The sequence below is a fragment of the uncultured Clostridium sp. genome (assembly GCF_947072515.1).
Classification (GTDB): domain Bacteria; phylum Bacillota; class Clostridia; order Clostridiales; family Clostridiaceae; genus Clostridium.
The window spans coordinates 1-20201 of the sequence record NZ_CAMTIG010000015.1; the positions used below are offsets into that span (position 1 = coordinate 1).

Genomic DNA, 20201 nt, shown 5'->3' on the forward strand with positions numbered 1-20201 from the left:
ACTTCTTGTTGCATAGCTCTTTTTTAAAATGTCCTTGACATAGGGTCCACTTTAAAGCAGCCTTTAGAGTGTCAACAATGTTGACACTTTTTTTAATAAAATTATTTTGAATTAAAGAATTATTTTGTTAAAGTTGGATTTAACGAAAGTTCTATAAATATAATGTTCATTAATATCTATAGAAAATTATAATTTAGAAAAAGCAATAAAAATTAAAATAATTCCTGAAAGCCAAGAAAGATTTAATTCTTTTTTCTTTGAAAGTTTTTTTCCAATGATAAATCCTAGTTTAAAAGAAACTATACCTAGGATAAAAGCTAAGAAGATAAGAACATAATAATTTATATTTAAAAAACTTATACCAATTCCCACAGCTAAACTATCTAAAGAGAGAGCTAAGGATAAGTAAAAGCTTTCTTTTAATGAAATACATTTAGATTTATCAAAATCAGCAGATTTTTCATCTAAATAAACATTAAGAGCAAATTTCATATCAAAAGCTTTAAAAGTTAAAGGCTTATTTCTAGCATAAAATTTTTTGAGAAAATTTTTGATTATTACTTCAAATAGTTTATAGAACCCTAGTATAAAAAATATAGAAAAGCTTAATTTGTTGGGTAATCCTTTAGGAATGAAATCTAAAATACTAATTCCTAAAAATATTGATAATGAAAGAACTAAACAACATATAAAATTAATAATAATAATATAAAAATTAGGAATTTTTATATTATCTGAGCCATATGCAATACTTGAAGCAAAAGAATCTAAAACTAACGAAATAACTAAAATAATTAGATTCATATACTACCTCGATAATATTAATTAATAATAATATATGCAATATAAAATACATAAGTTCCAATATTCGACAAGATATAGATAATAGATACTAAATGTAAATTAAGAAGTATTAGATGGTGTGTAATTGATGAAATAGTAAAAAGGGAATATTTTATTTTAGAATTTTTAAATTATAATGTTAATATTTATACATTGTTGTATAATGGATATGGGAAAAGGAGAATTAAAGATGGATACTATGGTTAAGATTTTAAATGATTATAGAGAATGGGCATTCATTATAAGTATGTTTGTAAGCTTGATTGTTGCCATATTAGGACTTGTTCCATCAGTATTTGTAACAGGAGCTAACTTAATATTTTTTGGACCTTTTTTAGGATTTTTAATTTCTTTATTAGGAGAAACTTTTGGGAATTATATAAGTCTTAAATTATATAGAAAAGGGTTTAAAAAAACAATAGAAAACAATTTTTCTAAATACGAACTTATAAACAAGATAAGTAGTAGTAAGGGAAATAAATGCGCATTTTTAATTTTTCAAGCTCGAGTTATTCCATTTATTCCATCAGGAATAGTAACTCTTGCAGCATCAATAAGTGAAATTGATGATTTAAGATATTTATTAGCAACTTGCTTAGGAAAGATGCCGTCAATAGGAATAGAAATGCTTGTTAGTTATGGGGTTTTAACAACAGGTGCAAAAGGTATACAAGCTGTAATTGGTGGAGTTGCTATTTATTTAATTTATAAAACAGTGAAAAAGGAGAAAAGATAATGTACAAGTTAATAGCATTAGATATGGATGGGACACTTTTAAATAGTGAAAAGAAAATTTCAGAAAGAACAAAAGAAGCAATAAAAAAAGCGAGAGAAAAAGGAGTTTATGTGGTTTTAGCATCTGGAAGACCCATAGATGGACTTTTAAAATATTTAACTGAATTAGACTTAATTAGTGATGATGATTATGTTTTAAGCTATAATGGATGTTTAGTTCAAAAAAGTAAATCAAGAGATGTTATTTGTGATGTAACTATAAAGGGAGAAGATTTAAATTATTTATATAATTTAAGTCGTGAAGTAGGAGTAAACATACATGCATTCTCAAAAACTAGAGGATTAATAACACCTAAAAATAGTAAATATACTCAATATGAAGCAGATCAAAATTTTATTGGATTAACTGAAGTAAGCCATGAAAATTTAGATTTAGAAGAAGAAATTATTAAAATAATGATGATAGATGAACCAGAAATTCTTGAAGAGGGAATTGAAAAATTACCAGAAGAATTAAAAGAGAAGTATAGTATAGCAAGAAGTGCACCATTCTTTTTAGAATTTTTTAATAAGGAAGCAAATAAAGGTCTTGGAGTAAAACTTTTAGCAGAACACCTAGGTATTAAAAAAGATGAAATTATAACTATGGGAGATGCAATGAATGATTATCCAATGATAGAATATGCAGGACTTGGAATTGTTATGGATAATGGTTCAGATGAATTAAAGGAAATTGCTGATTATATAACAGATTCAAATGACAATGATGGAGTAGCTAAAGCTATAGAAAAATTTGTATTATAAGATAAAGAGAGAAATTTTGAAAATTTCTCTCTTTTATTTTTAAAGTTCTTTTACACAGATTGGCTCAGGAACAAAAATTTCACTTTGGAAATCTTTTATTAATCCTAAACTATCTATAGTAAAAATAGATATAGAATCTTTAAGACTATTTAAACAAATAAGTCTATTATCCTTTGAAATGGTAAAATCTCTAGGCGCATTTATAGTCTCATGATTAAAGTTTTGTAAATGCTGTAATTCACCAGTCTCTAAAATTTTAAATACAGAAATTGTATTTGTTTTTCTTTCAGCTGAATAAAGTAAATCATCTTTAATTAAAATAGCTGATCCTTCTAAATCTGTAGAATGTAGATCTAAAGGTTCATATTGAGCTAATATATTAAAATCATCAGTACTAAAAATAATTATTTGATTAGTTCCTTCTGTGATAATATAGCCAAGATTATTTTTAAATGCTATATGACGAGGTTTTGAGAAAAGTTCTAATTCAATTTTTCCAAGTAAAGTAAGCGTAGAAAAATCATAAATGTAGATAGTTGCATTTTTAGCATCTACTAGATATAAATGATCTTTATAGACGGAAGAAAAATGAAGATTACTTTCTTTTAAAGTTATTCTATTTACTTCTTTTAAATAATTATCAGGAGTTATCTTGTATAATATAAAAATTCCATCATGATAATTAGAAGATAAAGCAAATTGTTTATAAATACTTACGTGACAAGGTGAGCAAGTGAATTTATCAGATTTATCTAAAGGATAGAGGGTTTCATCTTTATAATTAAATAGGACAACACCACCAATTCCATCTGCTCCATGAGAGGAAATTAAAAGATTTTCATGCATATCTAAATAAGTAGGATTATTTAATTTGAAAACTTTTCTTAAGTCTCCTAATCCATTTTCATCAATAGTCAATTCATAGATTCCTTTACTATATCTTTTTGTATAAGTTCCAATTAGAAATTTTGAGTTCATATTTATCGCTCCTTAAAGGTATAATAATTTAATTATAGCATTAAAACTAAAAATATCATAAAAATTTCCTTTTAATGTAAAAATATGTTTTAATAATTAATAAAGGGGAGAGTGATATAATGCCAATAACAATACCGAAAGAACTACCAGCTTATGAAGTTTTAACAAAGGAGAATATATTTGTAATAAATGAAGAGAGAGCGGATAACCAAGATATAAGACCTTTAAAAATAGGAATATTAAATTTAATGCCTAAAAAGATTGAAGCAGAAAATCAATTGTTAAGATATTTATCTAATACATCACTTCAAGTCCATATAAAATTAATAAAAACAGAAACTTATAAATCTCAAAACACCCCAAAGGAACATTTAGATAAATTTTATGTACACTTTAAAGAAATAGAAAAAGAAAAATTAGATGGACTTATAATAACAGGTGCACCTGTAGAACAATTAGAATTTGAAGAAGTAGCATATTGGGGTGAACTAAAAGAAATAATGGAATGGAGTAAAAGAAATGTACAGTCAACAATTCATATTTGTTGGGGAGCGCAAGCCGGATTATATTATCATTACAATATAGAAAAAAAAGTTTTATGCAAAAAGAAATTTGGAGTTTTCAGTCATTATATAACTAAAACTAAATCAAGTTTATTAAGAGGATTAGATGATGAATTTTGGGCACCTCACTCAAGGTATACAGAGATAGATAAAAAAGGTGTATTAAAAAATGAGAAACTTACAATACTTTCAGAGTCAGAGGAAGCAGGGATATTTATTGTAAGTACGAAAGGGTTTAGGCAAATTTTTATAACAGGTCATTTAGAATATGATAGAGAGACTTTAAAAAATGAGTATTTAAGAGATGTTGAAAAAGGTGCAAGGATTGAAAAACCTAAAAACTATTTTGAAGAAAATAATATAGATAAAATTAAGCCTGTAATATGGAGAGGTGCGGCAAATATAATTTTTAGTAATTGGTTAAATTACTGTGTTTATCAAAATACACCGTATAATATAAGGCTAATAGGAGAATAAGGCTAATATTTAGCCTTATTTTATTTTTTTTATAATAAGAAAGTAATAAATAAAAATATTTATGAAAATAAATATTGAACAAACTATAAATAATATTATATACTTATTAAAAAAATAAAAACAAAGGTGGGGGACAAGATGGAAGAAAAAAGGGAGAAGTTTTCATCAGGACTTACGGTGTTCTTAGCAACATTAAGTTCAGCAGTTGGATTAGGTAACATATGGATGTTTCCTTTTGTAGTTGGAGAAAATGGAGGAGCAGCTTTTATTATTGTATATTTAGGCTGTATATTAATGATTGGGATTCCAACATTAATATGTGAGTTTGTTGTTGGAAGAAGCACAAGAAAAAATGTATATGGAGCAGTTTCAGAAATAACTGAGAAAAAAGGATTTAAAATAATTGGAATTATTGGACTTGTAGCTTCTTACATGATGTTATTTTTTTATACGGTAGTAGTAGGCTGGGTATATTGTTATGTATTTAAAGCAATTACTAGTGGGTTTAAAGGAATAACGGCAGATGGTGCTATAGAAATGTTTAATAAAGTTAGTATGGGGCCTATGGGACCTATAGTATGGCAAATTGTAGCATTAAGTGTTGTTGGAATTATATTAGGACTAGGAGTAAAAAGTGGAATTGAAAAAATAACGAAAATTATGATGCCAATATTAGTTGCTTTATTAGTGATATGTGCAATAAGAAGTTTAACGTTACCAGGTGCTATGGAGGGGGTAAAGTTTTTATTGAAGCCAGATTTTTCTAAGGTGAGTTTAAGCGTAGTACTTACAGCATTAGGTCTTGCATTTTTTAAATTATCAGTAGGAACAGGGACAATGTATACATATAGTAGTTATTTTACAGAAGATAATGAATTAATAAAAACAGCTGGAAAAGTTGCATTAGCTGATACCTGTGTATCTTTAATAGCTGGACTTGCTATATTTCCAGCAGTATTTTCATTTAACTTAGAGCCATCACAAGGACCAGGATTATTATTTAATACAGTTCCTTTAATTTTTTCTAAAATGCCAGGAGGAAGGATATTAGGAATAGTATTTTTCCTATTAACAGCAATGGCAGCAACTATGGCAACCATATCTATAGTTCAAGTTCTTATTGCAACATTTACTGAAGAGTTTAAAATGAAAAGAAGTAAAGCAATAATTATAAATACAATAATTGTAATTATGTTTGGGGCATTGGCAGCCTTATCAGCAAACCCAGAAGGTGTATTAGGAAATATTAAAATTTTTGGAGATAGTTTTTTTGATTTATTTAATAATATAGTTTCTAATATATTATTACCTGTAAATGGGATTTTAGTAACTATTATGGTAGGGTATTTTGTAAGCAAGAAAAAAATTATAGATCAACTTAATAATAATAATACTTTGAAAAATACAGGAATAGTAAATATAATTTTATTTATAATAAAATATATAACGCCAGTATTAATAGTAATAGTATTTTTAAAGACATTTATATAGAAGATAAAAATATGATATAATTTATTTAAGGGCTGTTTTATAACAGCCCTAATTTAAAATTTAGTAGAAAAATTAAAATTATAAATAAAACTTAGCTATTATTAAATAAAAAAGAAAACGGGGATGATTATGTGAAATATAATATATTGTTATGTGATGATGAAAAAGAGATACTAGATGTTTTAGAATTATACTTAAGCAAGGAAAATTTCAATATAATAAAAGCAACAGACGGAGTAGAAGCATTAAATATTAGTAAGAAAATAAAAATAGATTTAGCAGTATTAGACATAATGATGCCTAAAATAGATGGATATAGAGTATTAAAAGAATTAAGAAAAGAATCAACAATTCCAATTATACTTTTATCAGCTAGAAGTAGAGATAATGATAAAATAGAAGGATTAGATTATGGTGCAGATGATTATATTACTAAACCATTTAACCCTTTAGAAGTAGTAGCTAGAGTTAAGGCTCAAATAAGAAGAGTTTATAAGCTTATGGAAAATGAAGATAATGAAAAAGAATTAATAAAAATAGGAGATATCATATTAGATAGATTCAATGTAAAAGTGAAATTTAAAGGTGAAGAGCTAGAACTTACATCAATTGAATATAAGATACTAAAATACTTTATGGAAAATCCAGGACGAATATTAACTAAAAATCAAATATTTGAAGAAGTATGGAATGAAAGTTTTTTAAGTGGTGATAATACAATAATGGTTCATATAAGTAGATTAAGAGATAAGATTGAAGATGATGGGAAAACACCTAAATATTTAAAAACTATTCGAGGATTAGGTTATAGGTTTGAAAAAAATGTTCAATAAAAGAAAAAAAAGAGATAAGTTAGTAGTATCAGTATTTAAAAGATACATATCGTTTGTAATTATATTAGGAATAATCTGTGGTGTAACATATCTTTATATAGCACTTCAATTACCAAAGGTTATTGAAAAAAATAGTGTTCCATTATTTGATATAGTCTCAGGAGAATATATAGATTATACTACTATAAATACAAATGAACTTAAAGAATTAAATGGGGAAATGGAAATAATAAATAAAGAGGGTGTTGTAGTTAGAAGATATGGGAAAATTCCACATGAAAGTAAAGAGTATACTCAAGAACAACTTCTAGAACTTGCAACTAAAAAAGAGGATGGAAATTATGATATTCTCATGAATGCAGTAAAGGATAAAGATAATCAAGAGTACTATTGCTTATTAAGAATTCCAAAAGATAAACTAAAATTAAGTTTAAATTTATTTAAAGTACCATTTAGTATAGGGAAACCATTCTATAAAGAATATGCAAAGGTAATTATTATAGCAGCAGGATTCTCAATATTATGTATAATTTTATATAGTGTATATACGGCTAAAAAGTTAAAAAAACCTTTAACAGAAATTGATAACGCATTAATTAGTATAATTAATGGAAACTATAATGAAAAGATACACTTTAAAGGAGAAGAGGAGTTTGAAGGAATTAGAGATACTTTAAATTATTTAATAGATAAATTAAATACAAGTGAAGAAGAAAATAGAAGGCTTGAAAAAAGTAAAAATCAAATGTTATTAGACTTATCACATGATATAAAAACTCCAATGACAACTATAAAAAGTTATTCAGCTGCACTTTCAGAAGGAATGCTTGAAAGTGAAGAAGAGAGAGAACAATACTATAGGGCTATATATAAGAAAAGTGAAAGAGTAAGTGAACTTATTGAAGAACTTTTTGAATTTGTAAAATTAGATAATAAAAGTTTTAAGTTTAATTATTTAAATGTTGATATATGTGAAGTTTTAAGAACAGCTATTGTTGATTATTATGAGGAACTCGAGCACATAGGAATCGAATTACATGTTAGTATACCAGAAGAGAGTGTGGTAATGCCTATTGATATAAAATTATTTAAAAGAGCTATAAGCAATATAATAGAAAATTCAATGAAATATAATGAAATAGGGAAGAATATGTGGATTAGCTTAGAGTGTGAAGAAAGGTTTGTAACAATAATAATAAAAGATGATGGAGTAGGAATTCCTCAAAATATAAAAACAAATTTATTTGACGAATTTGTTAGAGGAGATGAAAGTAGGCAAACTAATGGAGGAACAGGACTGGGGCTTTCAATAACTAAAAAAATAATTGAAAATCATAGTGGAAGAATAAATTTGATTGAATCTAAAAAAGGTGCAACATTTAAAATAAAGCTTAGAAAGTAGAAACTTTCTAAGCTTTATTTATTAATGGCTTCATTGATAGCGATTTTTACAGAAGTTAAAACTGTAGAAATTCCGCTACCAGGATGAATTGAGTCTCCTACAAAATATAAGTTCTCTAAATTTTTTATTTTACATTGAGGTCTTAAAAAATCTAAATTAGAAATATTTGGAACTATTCCGAAACAAGAACCAGCATGATTATTGAAAAGATTTTTAAAATGAACTGGAGTCATAGAACGCTTATTTACGATGCAAGAAGAAATATTTCTAAGTTTAAGAAATTCTTCTAAAGTAAAAATTATATGCTCTTCTAGTTTGGAGATATTTTCAAAACTCCAAAAAGTATCAGGTAAATAAAGTAAATTAGGAACACGCATAATAATATTTAAATTTATATTTTCTGTATTAGTTGAAGACTTATAAACATAAAGTGAAGGATTTTTAGGAATTTTGCCTGAAAATGAAGAGTTTATTGAATCCTTAAAATTTTTGTTTATAAAAATATTATGAGTATTTAAATTAGATATATCTTTATTTAAAGTTAAATATAAAATAAATGTTGAACAACTCATTTCATCTTTCTCATAACAATCAAAAGGAAATGATTTTCGTGTAAGTCTAGGTGGAATAAGATTTTGTAATGTGTATGGAAAATCAATACTAGAAATTGTTAATGAGGCAGTTAATTCAGTATCATTATCTAGTAAAACACCAGTACAAGAATTCTCTTTAAAAGTAAAAGATTTAACTGGTGAGTTAAAAAGATATTTTCCTCCTCTTTTTATAAAAATAGTGTTTAAAGCTTTAATAAAACTATGTACACCGCCCTCGATATTGACTAATCCATTAACATTATTTATTAAAGGGAGTATTGAGAATATACTAGGAGCTTCAAAAGGAGAAGTTCCAACATACATACTTTGAAATGTTAAAGCTTTGATTAGTTTAATGTTTGATAAGTTATTTTTAAAGTAGGCGTATGGTGATAGTGAGGGACGCAATTTTATAAGACTTATCATTTTTTTTAGAGTAATCTTAGATTTTTTGTTTAAAAAATTATTTTGCATAAGAGCATACTTTTCCTTTGCATCACAAAGAAGAGATAAATACTCTTTTAATTCAGTATTAGAAAAATTTTGAGATAATAAATTTAAATTAGAAGATATTTCTAATGGTGCTGAATTAATAAAGAAAGCTTTATAGATAGTATGAAGATTATTTATAGTTAAGTAGTCCCTATAATCCTCACCAATATCTTCAAAAAGATTTATGAAATTTTGAAAAAGCATAGGAATAGTTGCAGTTAAATTAAAGGAAGTATGGTTAAGTGATAAGATACTTGTTTTTCCGCCAAGGAAAGAATTTTTTTCTATTATAGTAACTGTATATCCCTTGCTTTGAAGTCTTAATGCTGATGCTAAGCCTGAGACACCGGCACCTATGACTAGAGCTGCTTTCATAAAAACTATCCTCCTAAAGTAACATCTTGGCTATCATACCAATTTAATGCTTGTATTAAATGATTTTCTTTAAATTTAGGCCAATAATCATCAATTATATAGAAATCAGAATAAACAGATTGAACTGGTAAGAAACCACTTAGTCGTCTACGACCACCCCAACGAATAATTAAATCCATACGTGATATATCTTTTGATCTTAAATCAGCTGTATTTTTTAAATCCCATTCCCAACCATAGTTAATGAGAAAGTTTACTTTTAGTCCACCGTTATTACAAATTTTTCGCGTAGTGTATGGAATTAATTCTTTTGGAAAATTTTTAGATTCTGTATTTCCAACTACTAGAATTTCTGCATTTTCTTTAGAGATGAGTTTAACAGAACGAATACATGCTCTGATAAAAGCTGTTTTTTGTGAAGTAGGACGCTTTGTATTATCTAAAGTAAATCCATAAAAAGTTAATTCTTTTACTCCAAGTTTTTCACATTGTTTAAAAAGAGCTACGCCAGGAAGTATTCCATGACTATATCCAGCATCTTTAGTAAGACCTAATGATGTAGCAAATCGTCTATTCCCATCGGGAATTATTCCAATATGGTTTGGTAATCTCATAATCTTAGTCTCCTTTTTGTTTGATATAGTTGTATTATTAACAAAAAAAGATATTTTATGCCAAAAATAATAGATAAATATTGAAAAGTGTGAATAAAATATGTATATTAAGAAGGGAGATTTTATTTAGGGGGAGAATTTATGTATAGTGCAGATTTTTTTAAGGTAGTAGAGGGAGCTAAAAAGAAGAGGGATTTTTTTCATGACAATAAGAAGGCATATATTATGGCAGCAGCTCTTGCAGGGATGTATGTTGGACTAGCTATAATATTAGCATATACTGTAGGAGCAAAGTTTAATGAAGCGCATTCACCAGCTACAAAGCTTGTTATGGGAATCGTATTTTCAGTAGCGTTAGTATTAGTAATGTTTGCAGGTGCAGAACTTTTTACGGGAAATAATTTTGTTATGACAGCAGGATTTTTAGAAAAAGAAGTAACTAAGCTTGATGTTATAAAGATTTGGGGATTTAGTTACTTAGGAAACTTTATAGGATCCTTTGTAGTAGCAATATTATTTCAAATGTCTGGTCTTAATAAAGGAATTGTTGGAGAATATATGGTTGAGGGAGCATTATCAAAAATAAATGTTCCAATAGATCAAATTCTAGTAAGAGGAATACTTTGTAATATTTTAGTTTGTCTATCTGTATGGTGTTACATAAAGATGAAGGATGAAGGGGCTAAAATTATTATTATAGGATTATGTCTTTTAGTTTTTGTTACTAGTGGATTTGAGCATAGTATTGCTAATATGTCTTTATTTATGATGGGGTTATTTGGAGATTTCAAAGAACTTATGACAGTAAATTCAGCTTTAACTAATATTGTTTTTGCGACAATAGGAAATATTATAGGTGGAGCTGTTTTTGTAGCTATGCCGTATCATTTAATTTCAAAGACAAAAATAAAGAAATAGAAGAATATTATAGAGAGAAAGGCTGTCTTATAAGAGGACAGTCTTTTAAATTTGTAAAAAATTATATAATATAAATTGGGTGATAAAAGTTTATAAGAAGGAAAGTGTTTAAACTATTCTTTCATAGAAAATGATATAATAAAAATAGAATTGCTTTAAGGAGGAAGAAGTATTGGTTGATATAGAAGAACTAAAAAAGATAGCGATGTTAAGAACTTCAAAAAAAAGTACACTTATGAAATTAAGTCTTTATGGCGATAAAATTAAAGTAAAAAAGGGAGAGCATATTTTTAGGGACAAGGAAATAATAAACAATATATATATTTTAATAAGTGGAAAGGTTGCTCTTTATAAATTTTCGGAAAGTTCTTATAAAAAAATAATATTTATATTAGGTCCAGATGAGATATTAAATGAAGTTCTTATTGATGATTTACCAGCTTCAGTTAGCTGTGAAGTGTTTGAAGATTGTGAGCTTATAAGTATAAATAAATTTGATTTTTTAGATATTATGGAAGGGGATTTTGAGCTTACTAAAATAGTGTTAAATGGATTAAGTAGAAAATTAAGGCGTACATATAGACAAATAAAAAATTCAACACCGCTTAAGATAGAAAAAAGAATAGCTGCTAAATTGTGGAAACTGTCCAAGGATTATGGGGTTATGGAAGAAAGAGGTTGTAGAATAAATATCAAAATTAGTGTGACATATCTATCAGAAATGTTTGGAATGCCAAGAGAAACTGTTTCAAGAGGAGTAAATACATTGGTAAAACAAGGACTGATTATAAAGGATAATAAGGATATTATAGTTGTAGATAGAGATAAATTGTCAGAATATTTTAAGGGAGTGTGATAAAAATTACAGTATAAAGATTGTTAAAACTTTATAATAACTTTAGGAAATAATGAGCATAATTCTAATGAAGTGAATTTTATGTTTTGATTTTGGAAGGAGTTTTATTATGGGTATCAAATTAAGAAAAGAGGATGTAAATAGTTTAATAAAAAGTATTTCTCCTAGAGTAAAAGTTTTTGCTCCAAAGGTTTTTGAAGGAAAAGGAAGATTCTCAGAAACTGATATGATAAGATATGGTGAGATAGAGGATATATCAGAAATTATTTTTGATAAAAAATCAAATTTTTCATCAAAGGAAATAATAACACCAATTACGCAAACATTATTTTTCTTTACAGAAGATGAATTTAAAGAATCTAAAGGTGAAGAATATATACCAGTTATTATTTTAAGAAGTTGTGATATGCATGCTATAAAAAGATTTGATGATATATACTTAAATAATGGATTTGAAGATGTCTATTATAAAAGAATAAGAGAAAAAGCGAAGTTTATAGTAATAGGTTGTGAGAAGAGTTTTGAAAATTGTTTCTGTGTTTCAATGGAAACAAATAAAACAGATGCTTATGATGCATATTTAAAGGTTGATGAAGATTTCGTTTACATAGATATAAAAGATGAAGAAATAAAGAATGCAGTTGAATCTTTAGACAAAGTAGAATGTGAAGTAGAAAAAGAATTTGTTACTTCAAATGATATAAAAGTAGATATTCCAGATAATATAGATACAAGAATTTTTAAATCAACTATGTGGAATGAATACAATGAAAGATGTATCGCTTGTGGAAGATGTAATTTTGTATGTCCAACATGTACTTGTAACACAATGCAAGATATATTCTATAAGGATAATGAAAAAGCTGGAGAAAGAAGAAGAGTCTGGGCATCTTGTCAAGTAGCTGGATTTACTACAATGGCTGGTGGACATGAATTTAGAAAAGCTAATGGCGAAAAAATGAGATTTAAAGTAATGCATAAAGTTTATGATTACAAAAAGAGATGGGGCTATCACATGTGTACTGGATGTGGAAGATGTGATGATATATGCCCACAATACATTAGTATGCCAGGTGCTGTAAATAAATTAAGAAAAGCAATGGACGAGGTGACTGCAGATGAATAAGAATGAATATATACCATATGTATCAAGAATATTAGATGTAATTAAACATACTGAAATAGAATATACTTTTAGAATGGAATTTGAAGGCGAAGTTAAGCCAGGACAATTTTTTGAAATATCGTTACCTAAATATGGAGAAGCTCCAATTTCAGTAAGTGGAATTGGTGAAAACTTTGTAGACTTAACAATAAGAAAAGTTGGAAAAGTAACAAATGAAGTATTTAATAATTATGTTGGAGATAAACTTTTCATGAGAGGTCCTTATGGAAATGGATTTGATATAGATAATTATAAAGGAAAAGAAATTGTTGTTGTTGCTGGAGGAACAGGACTTTCACCAGTTAGAGGTGTTGTAGATCATTTTGCTAAAAATAAAGAAGAATCTACAGGATCTACATTAATAGTTGGTTTCAAATCACCTAAAGATGCTTTATTTAAAGAAGATTTAAAAGCTTGGGAAAAAGAATTAGATAACTTAATAGTTACAGTTGATTCAGCAGAAGAAGGATATACAGGACATACAGGTCTTGTAACTAAATTCATTCCAGAATTAGAAATAAAAGATATAGAAAATGTTCAAGTAATAGTTGTAGGACCTCCTATGATGATGAAATTTACAGTTCTAGAATTCTTGAAAAGAGGAATTAAGGAAGAAAATATTTGGATTTCTCAAGAAAGAAAAATGTGCTGTGGAGTAGGAAAATGTGGACACTGCAAAATAGATGATACATATATTTGTTTAGATGGTCCAGTATTTAACTATACAAAAGGAAAAGACTTAATAGATTAGTAAGTTTGGAGGGAATACTGTGGATATAAATTTAAAAAAATTAAAAAAGAATGCTTTTAGATACACAAAAGAAAGAGGAATAACAGCTTCAAGAGTTAGAGTTCCAGGTGGGCATATAGAAGCAAAACATTTAACTAGATTAGCAGAAATTGCAGAAACTTATGGAAATGGAGGCCTTCATATTACTACTAGACAAGGTTTTGAAATTCCAGGAATTAAAATGCAAGACGTTGATAAAGTAAATGATATGCTTCAAGATGTAATTGAAGGATTAGAAATAAATCAAGTTGTAGAAGGAACAGGTTATTCAGCAGCAGGAACAAGAAATGTTTCAGCTTGTATCGGAAATCAAGTTTGTCCTTTTGGGAACTATAATACAACTAAGTTTGCAAAAAGAATAGAAAAAGAAATTTTTCCAAATGATTTACATTTTAAAGTTGCATTAACTGGATGTCCAAACGATTGTATGAAAGTAAGAATGCATGACTTTGGAATTATAGGGATGACAGAACCACAATATGAATATGATAGATGTGTAAGTTGTGGTGCATGTGTAAGAGCTTGTAAAAAGAAATCAACAGGTGCATTAACTGTTGAAAACTATAAAGTAGTAAGAGATCCTCAAAAATGTATCGGATGTGGGCAATGTGTTATAGAATGTCCTACTGGTGCTTGGACTAGAAGTAAAGAAACTTATTATAGATTATCTATAATGGGAAGAAGCGGAAAGAAGAATCCAAGACTAGGAGAAGATTTCTTAATTTGGGCTGACGAAGAAAGTATTTCAAAAATTATATTAAATACTTATAAATATGTAAGAGAATATATATTAAAAGATGCACCAGAAGGTAAAGAGCATATTGGATATATAATTGATAGAACAGGATTTATGGAATGGAAAAAATGGGCTCTAGATGGAGTTACATTAAGTGATAAAGCAATAATAAAAAATAATGTTTATTGGAGTGGAATCAAATATCCAAATTCACAAAATTATTAATAAAAAAGCTGGATTTTCTAATAGAAAATCCAGCTTTTTTTGAAAAAAACATAAAGTTAAAAATAAATTAAAATATATAATAAAAACTTATATAATATATTGAAAGATAAAATAGGTTTAATTTCTAAAATTATGTTAAAATATTAATTGAAATTAAAGATTAGGAGTAGAAAGTTTATGATAGGATTAGTGGGTGTAAAAAAAGATACTCCGCTTGAAATAAGAGAAAAATTTTCAGTAAGTAATAAAATGAAGGAAAATGCCATAGAAAAATTAAAAGATTCGGTAGAAGAATTAATTATATTAAGTACATGTAATAGAACAGAAATTTATTTTAATCATTTTTTAGAAGATGAAGAAATATTAAAAAAAATTTTTGAAGCTTTTAATTTTGACAAGAAGTATATGGAATATGTGTTTATAGTAAATAATGATATAGCAATTAAGCATTTATTTTTAGTTGTATGTGGATTTCATTCAAAAATATTAGGAGAAGACCAGATACTTGGACAAATAAAAGATGCATTTAATTATAGTTTAGAGAAGAAACTTGTAAAAAATGAACTTTTAAGATTGTTTCAAAGTGCAATAACTTGTGGGAAAAGATTTAGATATGAAGCGGAACTTTATAAAATACCTGTATCCTCTGCATCTATTAGCGTGAATAAATGTATTGAGGACAAATTAAGAACAATTATGGTTTTAGGCTATGGAGACGTAGGAAAACTAGTAGTTAAAGGACTTTTATCACATAAATATATTTCTAAAGTATTTATAGTTGTTAGAGATAAAAATAAAGTGTTAGAAATTGATGAGAGAGTAGAAGTTTTAACATTTGAAGAGAAAAATAGATTTATAAATGAAGTTGAAGGAATAATTTCATGTACAGCAGCACCACATACTGTTGTAAAAAAAGATGATTTGAATGTAGAAGGAAATAAAATAGATATTTTTGATTTAGCACTACCAAGAGACGTAGATTTAGAATTATATAAAAATGAAAGATTTAAAATATTAAATATAGATAATATAAGTAAGATAGATGATATAAATAAAGAATTAAGAAAAGAAAAAATGGAAGAATTTAAATTTTTAATAGAGAGATTTATAACGGAATATAAAGACTGGTTAAAAATAAGAGAAATATCTCCATATATAAAGCAAATAAGAGAAAAAGAAAACTTAGAAAAGGAAAAGAGATATAATACATATAAAAGAAAAACTAGAAGAGAAGAAAAGATAGTAGATACAATGATAAAAAGTATGGGAAATTTATATGCAAGTAAAGCTATAGAAGTATTAAAAGAAGAGGCTTTGAAGGGCAGGGAAGAAGAGTGTCTAGAGATTTTAAAGAAAATATTCCTTTAGAGTATTTAAATATAGCTCTTTATAGTAAAAAAATTAAAGTTTTGATTATTGGTGGTGGAAATGCAGCTTTAATAAAAGTGAGAGGACTTTTAAAGTCAAAAGCAGAAGTCACAGTATTATCAAAAGAATTTATAGAAGAATTAGAAAAAATGAATTCTTTTAATAAGATAGAGCATGAGTATAATGTGAGATATCTGAATGGACATAATTTAATAATCATATGTGTTGAAAATAAAATACTTATAGAAAAGATAAAATTAGAATGTGAAAGTTTAGATAAGCTTTATTTAAATTGTAGTGAAGGTACTGATGGAGATTTTGTAATTCAAAGTACTGTATCTACAAAGAACATTAATTTGGGATTAAATATAAAAAATAAGAATCCTAAAGGTTCAGTATTCTTAAAAAATAAAATAGAAAATTATCTTTTAGAATTTGAGCCCTTTATAGAATATACAACAAATATAAGAAATACTATAAAAGATAGAAATGATAAAAAGGTAATTTTAAATTTTATCCATGAAGATGATTTTAAATATATTTTTGATAAAGGAAAAGCAAATTATGTTTTAGAAATGTTTTTCAATGACATAGTTTAAGATAGGTGGAAAAATGAATTATATTGTAGGAACTAGAAAATCAGAATTAGCACAAGTTCAAGCTGATTACGTTATAAAACTTTTAAAAGAAAAGCTTTCAGCAGAAGGTGAAAAACTGCTTATTGTAACAGAGGGTGATAGAAGGCTAGATGTTGCATTAAATAAAATTGGTGGGAAAGGTCTTTTTATAAAAGAAATTGAATATGCACTATTAGAAGGAAGATCGCACTTAGCAGTTCATAGTATGAAAGATGTACCATATAAATTAGAAGATGATTTTATTTTAGCTGCTATGCCGGAGAGAGAAGATATTCGTGATGTATTAGTTTCAAATGGAGTACTTTTAAAAGATATAAAAAAAGGTGGGAAAATTGGAACAAGTAGCATAAGAAGAGTTGAAATGCTTAAGAGATTAAGACCAGATTTAGATATTGTACCTATAAGAGGAAATGTTCAAACTAGATTAAAGAAAATGAAAGAACAAGGGTTAGATGGAATAATACTTGCAGCAGCAGGACTTAAAAGATTAGGAATGGAAAAAATTATAACAGAATATTTTGATCCAAAAGAATTCCTTCCGGCTGTTGGGCAAGGGGCATTAGGAATTGAATGCTTAAAGAACTTTGAAGGTTTAGATGAAATTAAGAAACTAGACAATAAAGAAGTTAGAGTAAGTGTAGAAGCTGAAAGAAGTTTCATGAGAAGATTAAATGGAGATTGTCATAGTTTAATTGGAATTTACTCTGAAATTATGGGAGATGAACTTTATTTAAAGGGAACATTTAAAGTTAATGGTAAACTAGTAATAAAAGATATCACTGGGAAAAAGAGTGATAATATAGCTTTAGGAGAAGCTTTAGCAGAAAAGATATTAAAAGGATAGGTGACTTACATGAATGGAAAAGCATATTTAATCGGAGCAGGACCTCTAGATGAAGAATTATTAACTTTAAAAGGAAAGAGAATATTAGAAAAATGTACAGCGGTTGTTTATGATAGATTAGTATCTACAAATATATTGAATTTTTTAAATGAAGATTGTGAATTATATTATTGCGGTAAAAAACCTAATGCTCATTCAATGAAACAAGAAGAAATAAATGAACTTTTAGTTGAGCTTGTGAAAAAGGGACATATAGTTGGAAGAATAAAAGGTGGAGATCCATATGTATTTGGAAGAGGTGGAGAAGAAGCACTAGCTCTTTTAGATGAAAATTTAGAGTTTGAGGTTATTCCAGGAGTAACATCACCAGTATCAGTATTAAACTATGCAGGAATTCCAATTACACATAGAGGATTATCACAAAGTTTTCATATTGTAACAGGAATGTCAGCTAAAAGCCTAAATGTAAATTTTGAAGCTTTAGCAAAAGAAAATGGAACTTTAGTGTTTATGATGGGACTTGAAAATATCGATATTATAACTGATGAACTTATGAAACATGGTAAAGATAAAAGTACTAAAAGTGCTGTAGTTATGAAGGGAACATCTGCTAAACAAAAAAAGGTTGTTGGAACACTAGAGAATATAGGAAGACTTGCTAGAGAAGCAAATTTAGAATCTCCATGTATAATTGTTGTTGGAGAAGTAGTTTCATTAAATGAAAGTTTAGATTGGTTTATCAAGAAACCTTTATTTGGGAAAAATATTTGTATTACAAGAAGCAAAGAACAATCTACTAATTTAAAAAATTCATTAAAAGATTTAGGTGCATTTGTTACAGAAATAAATTCTATCAAAATAGAAGAGAGAAAAGAGCAATTAGCTCAATATATAGATATTTTAGAAGGATATAATCACTTAATATTTACATCAGTTAATGGAGTTAATATATTCTTTGATTATTTAATGGATAAAGAGTATGATGTAAGAAATATTAGAGGAGACTTTTATGCTATTGGAAATGCTACAAAGAGAGCCTTATTAAAAAGAGGAATTGTAGCTAAAAAGACAGCGAAAACTTTTGTGGCAGAAGGATTATTTGAAGAGATAAAAGAACTTGTTTCAAAAGGAGACAGAGTATTAATTCCAACTTCAGAGAAAGCAAGAGATTATTTAAAAGAAAACCTAGAAAAATTAGGAGCAGAAGTTGATAGAGTTAATATCTATAATACTGTTAAAGGTAATCTTTATGATGCAAGATGTTTTGATGATGTAGATTATGTATTATATACAAGTCCAACTACAGTTGAAAATATGATTGATTTAATAGGAATAGAAAAGTTAAAAGAAAAGAAAACTATTGCTATTGGACCAAAGACAGCTAATGCATTAAAAGAAAATGAAATGGAATATAAGATGTGTAAAAAACATTCAGAAGAAGGATTTTTACAAGAAATAATTGGATTAGTATAGATTAAAGGGAGTGTTTAAATTGATAAAAAGAGGAAGAAGATTAAGAGTAAACGAAAGTATGAGAAGTTTAGTTAGGGAAACAACATTATCATCATCAGATTTTATATTCCCTATATTTGTAGTTGAAGGCGAAGGAATAAAAAATGAAATTTCATCTTTACCAGGTATATATCATTACTCAGTAGATAGATTAAATGAAGTTATCGAGGAAGTTGTAGAATGTAATATAAAAGGTGTGATATTATTCGGAATTCCAGAACATAAAGATTGTTGTGGAAGTGAATCATTTAGTGAAGATGGAATAGTACAAAAAGGAATTAGAAAAATAAAAGAAATAAATAAAGATATTTTAGTTGTTACAGATGTTTGTATGTGCGAATATACAGACCATGGTCATTGTGGAATTTTAGATGGAGAGTATGTTGATAATGATAAGACTTTAGAATATTTAAATAAAATAGCTTTATCTCATGCTAAAGCGGGAGCCGATATAATTGCACCATCAGATATGATGGATGGAAGAGTTGGAACTATAAGAGAAATATTAGATAACAACGGGTTTGTAAATATTCCAATAATGAGTTATTCAGCTAAATATTGTTCAGCGTACTATGGACCTTTCAGAGCGGCAGCAAATTCTGCACCAAGTTTTGGAGATAGAAAAACATATCAAATGGATCCAGGAAATAGATTAGAGGCAATTAGAGAAGTTAAAGAAGATATAGAAGAAGGTGCAGATATCGTTATGGTAAAACCAGCTCTTTCTTATTTAGATGTAGTTCGTGAAGTAAGAAATACTTGTGATTTACCATTAGCTGTATACAATGTAAGTGGTGAATATGCAATGATTAAAGCAGCGGCTAAAATGGGACTTATTGATGAAGAAAGAATAATATTAGAAACTTTAACATCAATGAAAAGAGCTGGAGCAGATATTATAATTACGTATCATGCATTAGAAGCTAGTAGAGCTTTAAATAAATAGGGG

20 protein-coding genes are annotated in these 20201 nt (G+C 27.2%); 16 read left to right on the plus strand and 4 right to left on the minus strand.

The window, feature by feature from the left end; genetic code table 11:
* Positions 1–186: 186 nt before the first annotated feature.
* Positions 187–804, minus strand: coding sequence for a sporulation membrane protein YtaF (gene ytaF / locus Q0W06_RS07380; protein ID WP_297633385.1), 618 nt, complete (start codon positions 802–804; stop codon positions 187–189).
* Positions 805–1033: 229 nt separating this feature from the next.
* On the opposite strand from ytaF, the gene Q0W06_RS07385 reads away from it, so the two are divergent.
* Together Q0W06_RS07385 and yidA are read left to right on the plus strand one after the other, a co-directional pair.
* Positions 1034–1579, plus strand: a complete 546-nt coding sequence (locus Q0W06_RS07385) for a VTT domain-containing protein (protein WP_297633387.1) — start codon at positions 1034–1036, stop codon at positions 1577–1579.
* A complete protein-coding gene (gene yidA / locus Q0W06_RS07390) occupies positions 1579–2382 on the plus strand; it encodes a sugar-phosphatase (RefSeq protein WP_297633389.1) in 804 nt (267 codons plus the stop codon). The genes Q0W06_RS07385 and yidA overlap by 1 nt, the downstream gene beginning before the upstream one ends.
* Before the next feature lie 39 nt (positions 2383–2421).
* Here yidA and Q0W06_RS07395 read toward each other — a convergent pair whose 3' ends face one another.
* The gene (locus Q0W06_RS07395) at positions 2422–3360 is read right to left on the minus strand and encodes a beta-propeller fold lactonase family protein (protein WP_297633391.1); all 939 of its coding nucleotides are present in this window, start codon (positions 3358–3360) and stop codon (positions 2422–2424) included.
* Between the two features lie 119 nt (positions 3361–3479).
* Between Q0W06_RS07395 and metA the strand changes: the two genes are divergently transcribed.
* From metA to Q0W06_RS07415, 4 genes are all read left to right on the plus strand, one after another.
* Entirely contained in the window at positions 3480–4400 is a 921-nt protein-coding gene (metA, locus tag Q0W06_RS07400; RefSeq protein WP_297633393.1) for a homoserine O-succinyltransferase, read from the plus strand.
* 138 nt (positions 4401–4538) lie between these two features.
* Positions 4539–5891 (plus strand): sodium-dependent transporter, encoded by a 1353-nt coding sequence (locus tag Q0W06_RS07405; protein ID WP_297633395.1) that lies wholly within the window; start codon positions 4539–4541, stop codon positions 5889–5891.
* A gap of 131 nt (positions 5892–6022) precedes the next feature.
* On the plus strand, positions 6023–6724 hold the full coding sequence (locus Q0W06_RS07410; protein ID WP_297633397.1) for a response regulator transcription factor: 702 nt from the start codon (positions 6023–6025) through the stop codon (positions 6722–6724).
* Positions 6714–8126: a HAMP domain-containing sensor histidine kinase gene (locus Q0W06_RS07415; protein WP_297633399.1), complete on the plus strand. Its 1413-nt coding sequence runs from the start codon at positions 6714–6716 to the stop codon at positions 8124–8126. Before Q0W06_RS07410 ends, Q0W06_RS07415 begins: the two co-directional genes overlap by 11 nt.
* 14 nt (positions 8127–8140) lie before the next feature.
* Here the strand turns inward: Q0W06_RS07415 and crtI are convergent, their stop codons facing one another.
* Both crtI and Q0W06_RS07425 read right to left on the minus strand, forming a co-directional pair.
* On the minus strand, positions 8141–9586 hold the full coding sequence (gene crtI / locus Q0W06_RS07420; RefSeq protein ID WP_297633401.1) for a phytoene desaturase family protein: 1446 nt from the start codon (positions 9584–9586) through the stop codon (positions 8141–8143).
* 5 nt (positions 9587–9591) lie between these two features.
* Positions 9592–10200 carry an undecaprenyl diphosphate synthase family protein gene (locus Q0W06_RS07425; RefSeq protein WP_297633403.1) on the minus strand — a complete coding sequence of 203 codons (609 nt, stop codon included), beginning with the start codon at positions 10198–10200 and terminating at the stop codon, positions 9592–9594.
* Between the two features lie 141 nt (positions 10201–10341).
* On the opposite strand from Q0W06_RS07425, the gene Q0W06_RS07430 reads away from it, so the two are divergent.
* The 10 genes from Q0W06_RS07430 to hemB all read left to right on the plus strand — a co-directional run bounded on the left by Q0W06_RS07430 (position 10342) and on the right by hemB (position 20198).
* Positions 10342–11118 carry a formate/nitrite transporter family protein gene (locus tag Q0W06_RS07430; protein ID WP_297633405.1) on the plus strand — a complete coding sequence of 259 codons (777 nt, stop codon included), beginning with the start codon at positions 10342–10344 and terminating at the stop codon, positions 11116–11118.
* Positions 11119–11290: 172 nt separating this feature from the next.
* Positions 11291–11974 carry a Crp/Fnr family transcriptional regulator gene (locus Q0W06_RS07435; protein WP_297633406.1) on the plus strand — a complete coding sequence of 228 codons (684 nt, stop codon included), beginning with the start codon at positions 11291–11293 and terminating at the stop codon, positions 11972–11974.
* A gap of 109 nt (positions 11975–12083) precedes the next feature.
* A complete protein-coding gene (asrA, locus tag Q0W06_RS07440; protein ID WP_297633408.1) occupies positions 12084–13100 on the plus strand; it encodes an anaerobic sulfite reductase subunit AsrA in 1017 nt (338 codons plus the stop codon).
* Positions 13093–13890, plus strand: a complete 798-nt coding sequence (gene asrB / locus Q0W06_RS07445; protein WP_297633410.1) for an anaerobic sulfite reductase subunit AsrB — start codon at positions 13093–13095, stop codon at positions 13888–13890. Before asrA ends, asrB begins: the two co-directional genes overlap by 8 nt.
* 19 nt (positions 13891–13909) lie before the next feature.
* Positions 13910–14890 (plus strand): sulfite reductase subunit C, encoded by a 981-nt coding sequence (asrC, locus tag Q0W06_RS07450; protein WP_297633412.1) that lies wholly within the window; start codon positions 13910–13912, stop codon positions 14888–14890.
* A 177-nt stretch (positions 14891–15067) separates the two neighbouring features.
* On the plus strand, positions 15068–16258 hold the full coding sequence (gene hemA, locus Q0W06_RS07455) for a glutamyl-tRNA reductase (RefSeq protein ID WP_297633414.1): 1191 nt from the start codon (positions 15068–15070) through the stop codon (positions 16256–16258).
* Positions 16225–16857, plus strand: a complete 633-nt coding sequence (locus tag Q0W06_RS07460) for an NAD(P)-dependent oxidoreductase (protein ID WP_297633416.1) — start codon at positions 16225–16227, stop codon at positions 16855–16857. The genes hemA and Q0W06_RS07460 overlap by 34 nt, the downstream gene beginning before the upstream one ends.
* A 13-nt stretch (positions 16858–16870) precedes the next feature.
* Positions 16871–17740: a hydroxymethylbilane synthase gene (gene hemC / locus Q0W06_RS07465; RefSeq protein ID WP_297633418.1), complete on the plus strand. Its 870-nt coding sequence runs from the start codon at positions 16871–16873 to the stop codon at positions 17738–17740.
* Between the two features lie 9 nt (positions 17741–17749).
* Positions 17750–19213: a uroporphyrinogen-III C-methyltransferase gene (cobA, locus tag Q0W06_RS07470; protein ID WP_297633420.1), complete on the plus strand. Its 1464-nt coding sequence runs from the start codon at positions 17750–17752 to the stop codon at positions 19211–19213.
* 19 nt (positions 19214–19232) lie between these two features.
* Entirely contained in the window at positions 19233–20198 is a 966-nt protein-coding gene (gene hemB, locus Q0W06_RS07475) for a porphobilinogen synthase (protein WP_297633422.1), read from the plus strand.
* The last annotated feature ends 3 nt before the right edge of the window (positions 20199–20201 follow it).

Excerpts from the sequence above, each read along its gene's own strand:
- yidA (WP_297633389.1), top strand. The coding sequence starts at position 1,579 with ATGTACAAGTTAATAGCATTAGATATGGATGGGACACTTTTAAATAGT.
- crtI (WP_297633401.1), bottom strand. The coding sequence starts at position 9,586 with ATGAAAGCAGCTCTAGTCATAGGTGCCGGTGTCTCAGGCTTAGCATCA.
- Q0W06_RS07405 (WP_297633395.1), top strand. The coding sequence starts at position 4,539 with ATGGAAGAAAAAAGGGAGAAGTTTTCATCAGGACTTACGGTGTTCTTA.
- hemA (WP_297633414.1), top strand. The coding sequence starts at position 15,068 with ATGATAGGATTAGTGGGTGTAAAAAAAGATACTCCGCTTGAAATAAGA.
- Q0W06_RS07430 (WP_297633405.1), top strand. The coding sequence starts at position 10,342 with ATGTATAGTGCAGATTTTTTTAAGGTAGTAGAGGGAGCTAAAAAGAAG.
- asrB (WP_297633410.1), top strand. The coding sequence starts at position 13,093 with ATGAATAAGAATGAATATATACCATATGTATCAAGAATATTAGATGTA.
- Q0W06_RS07385 (WP_297633387.1), top strand. The coding sequence starts at position 1,034 with ATGGATACTATGGTTAAGATTTTAAATGATTATAGAGAATGGGCATTC.
- Q0W06_RS07425 (WP_297633403.1), bottom strand. The coding sequence starts at position 10,200 with ATGAGATTACCAAACCATATTGGAATAATTCCCGATGGGAATAGACGA.
- Q0W06_RS07395 (WP_297633391.1), bottom strand. The coding sequence starts at position 3,360 with ATGAACTCAAAATTTCTAATTGGAACTTATACAAAAAGATATAGTAAA.
- asrA (WP_297633408.1), top strand. The coding sequence starts at position 12,084 with ATGGGTATCAAATTAAGAAAAGAGGATGTAAATAGTTTAATAAAAAGT.
- metA (WP_297633393.1), top strand. The coding sequence starts at position 3,480 with ATGCCAATAACAATACCGAAAGAACTACCAGCTTATGAAGTTTTAACA.
- cobA (WP_297633420.1), top strand. The coding sequence starts at position 17,750 with ATGAATGGAAAAGCATATTTAATCGGAGCAGGACCTCTAGATGAAGAA.
- hemC (WP_297633418.1), top strand. The coding sequence starts at position 16,871 with ATGAATTATATTGTAGGAACTAGAAAATCAGAATTAGCACAAGTTCAA.
- Q0W06_RS07415 (WP_297633399.1), top strand. The coding sequence starts at position 6,714 with ATGTTCAATAAAAGAAAAAAAAGAGATAAGTTAGTAGTATCAGTATTT.
- ytaF (WP_297633385.1), bottom strand. The coding sequence starts at position 804 with ATGAATCTAATTATTTTAGTTATTTCGTTAGTTTTAGATTCTTTTGCT.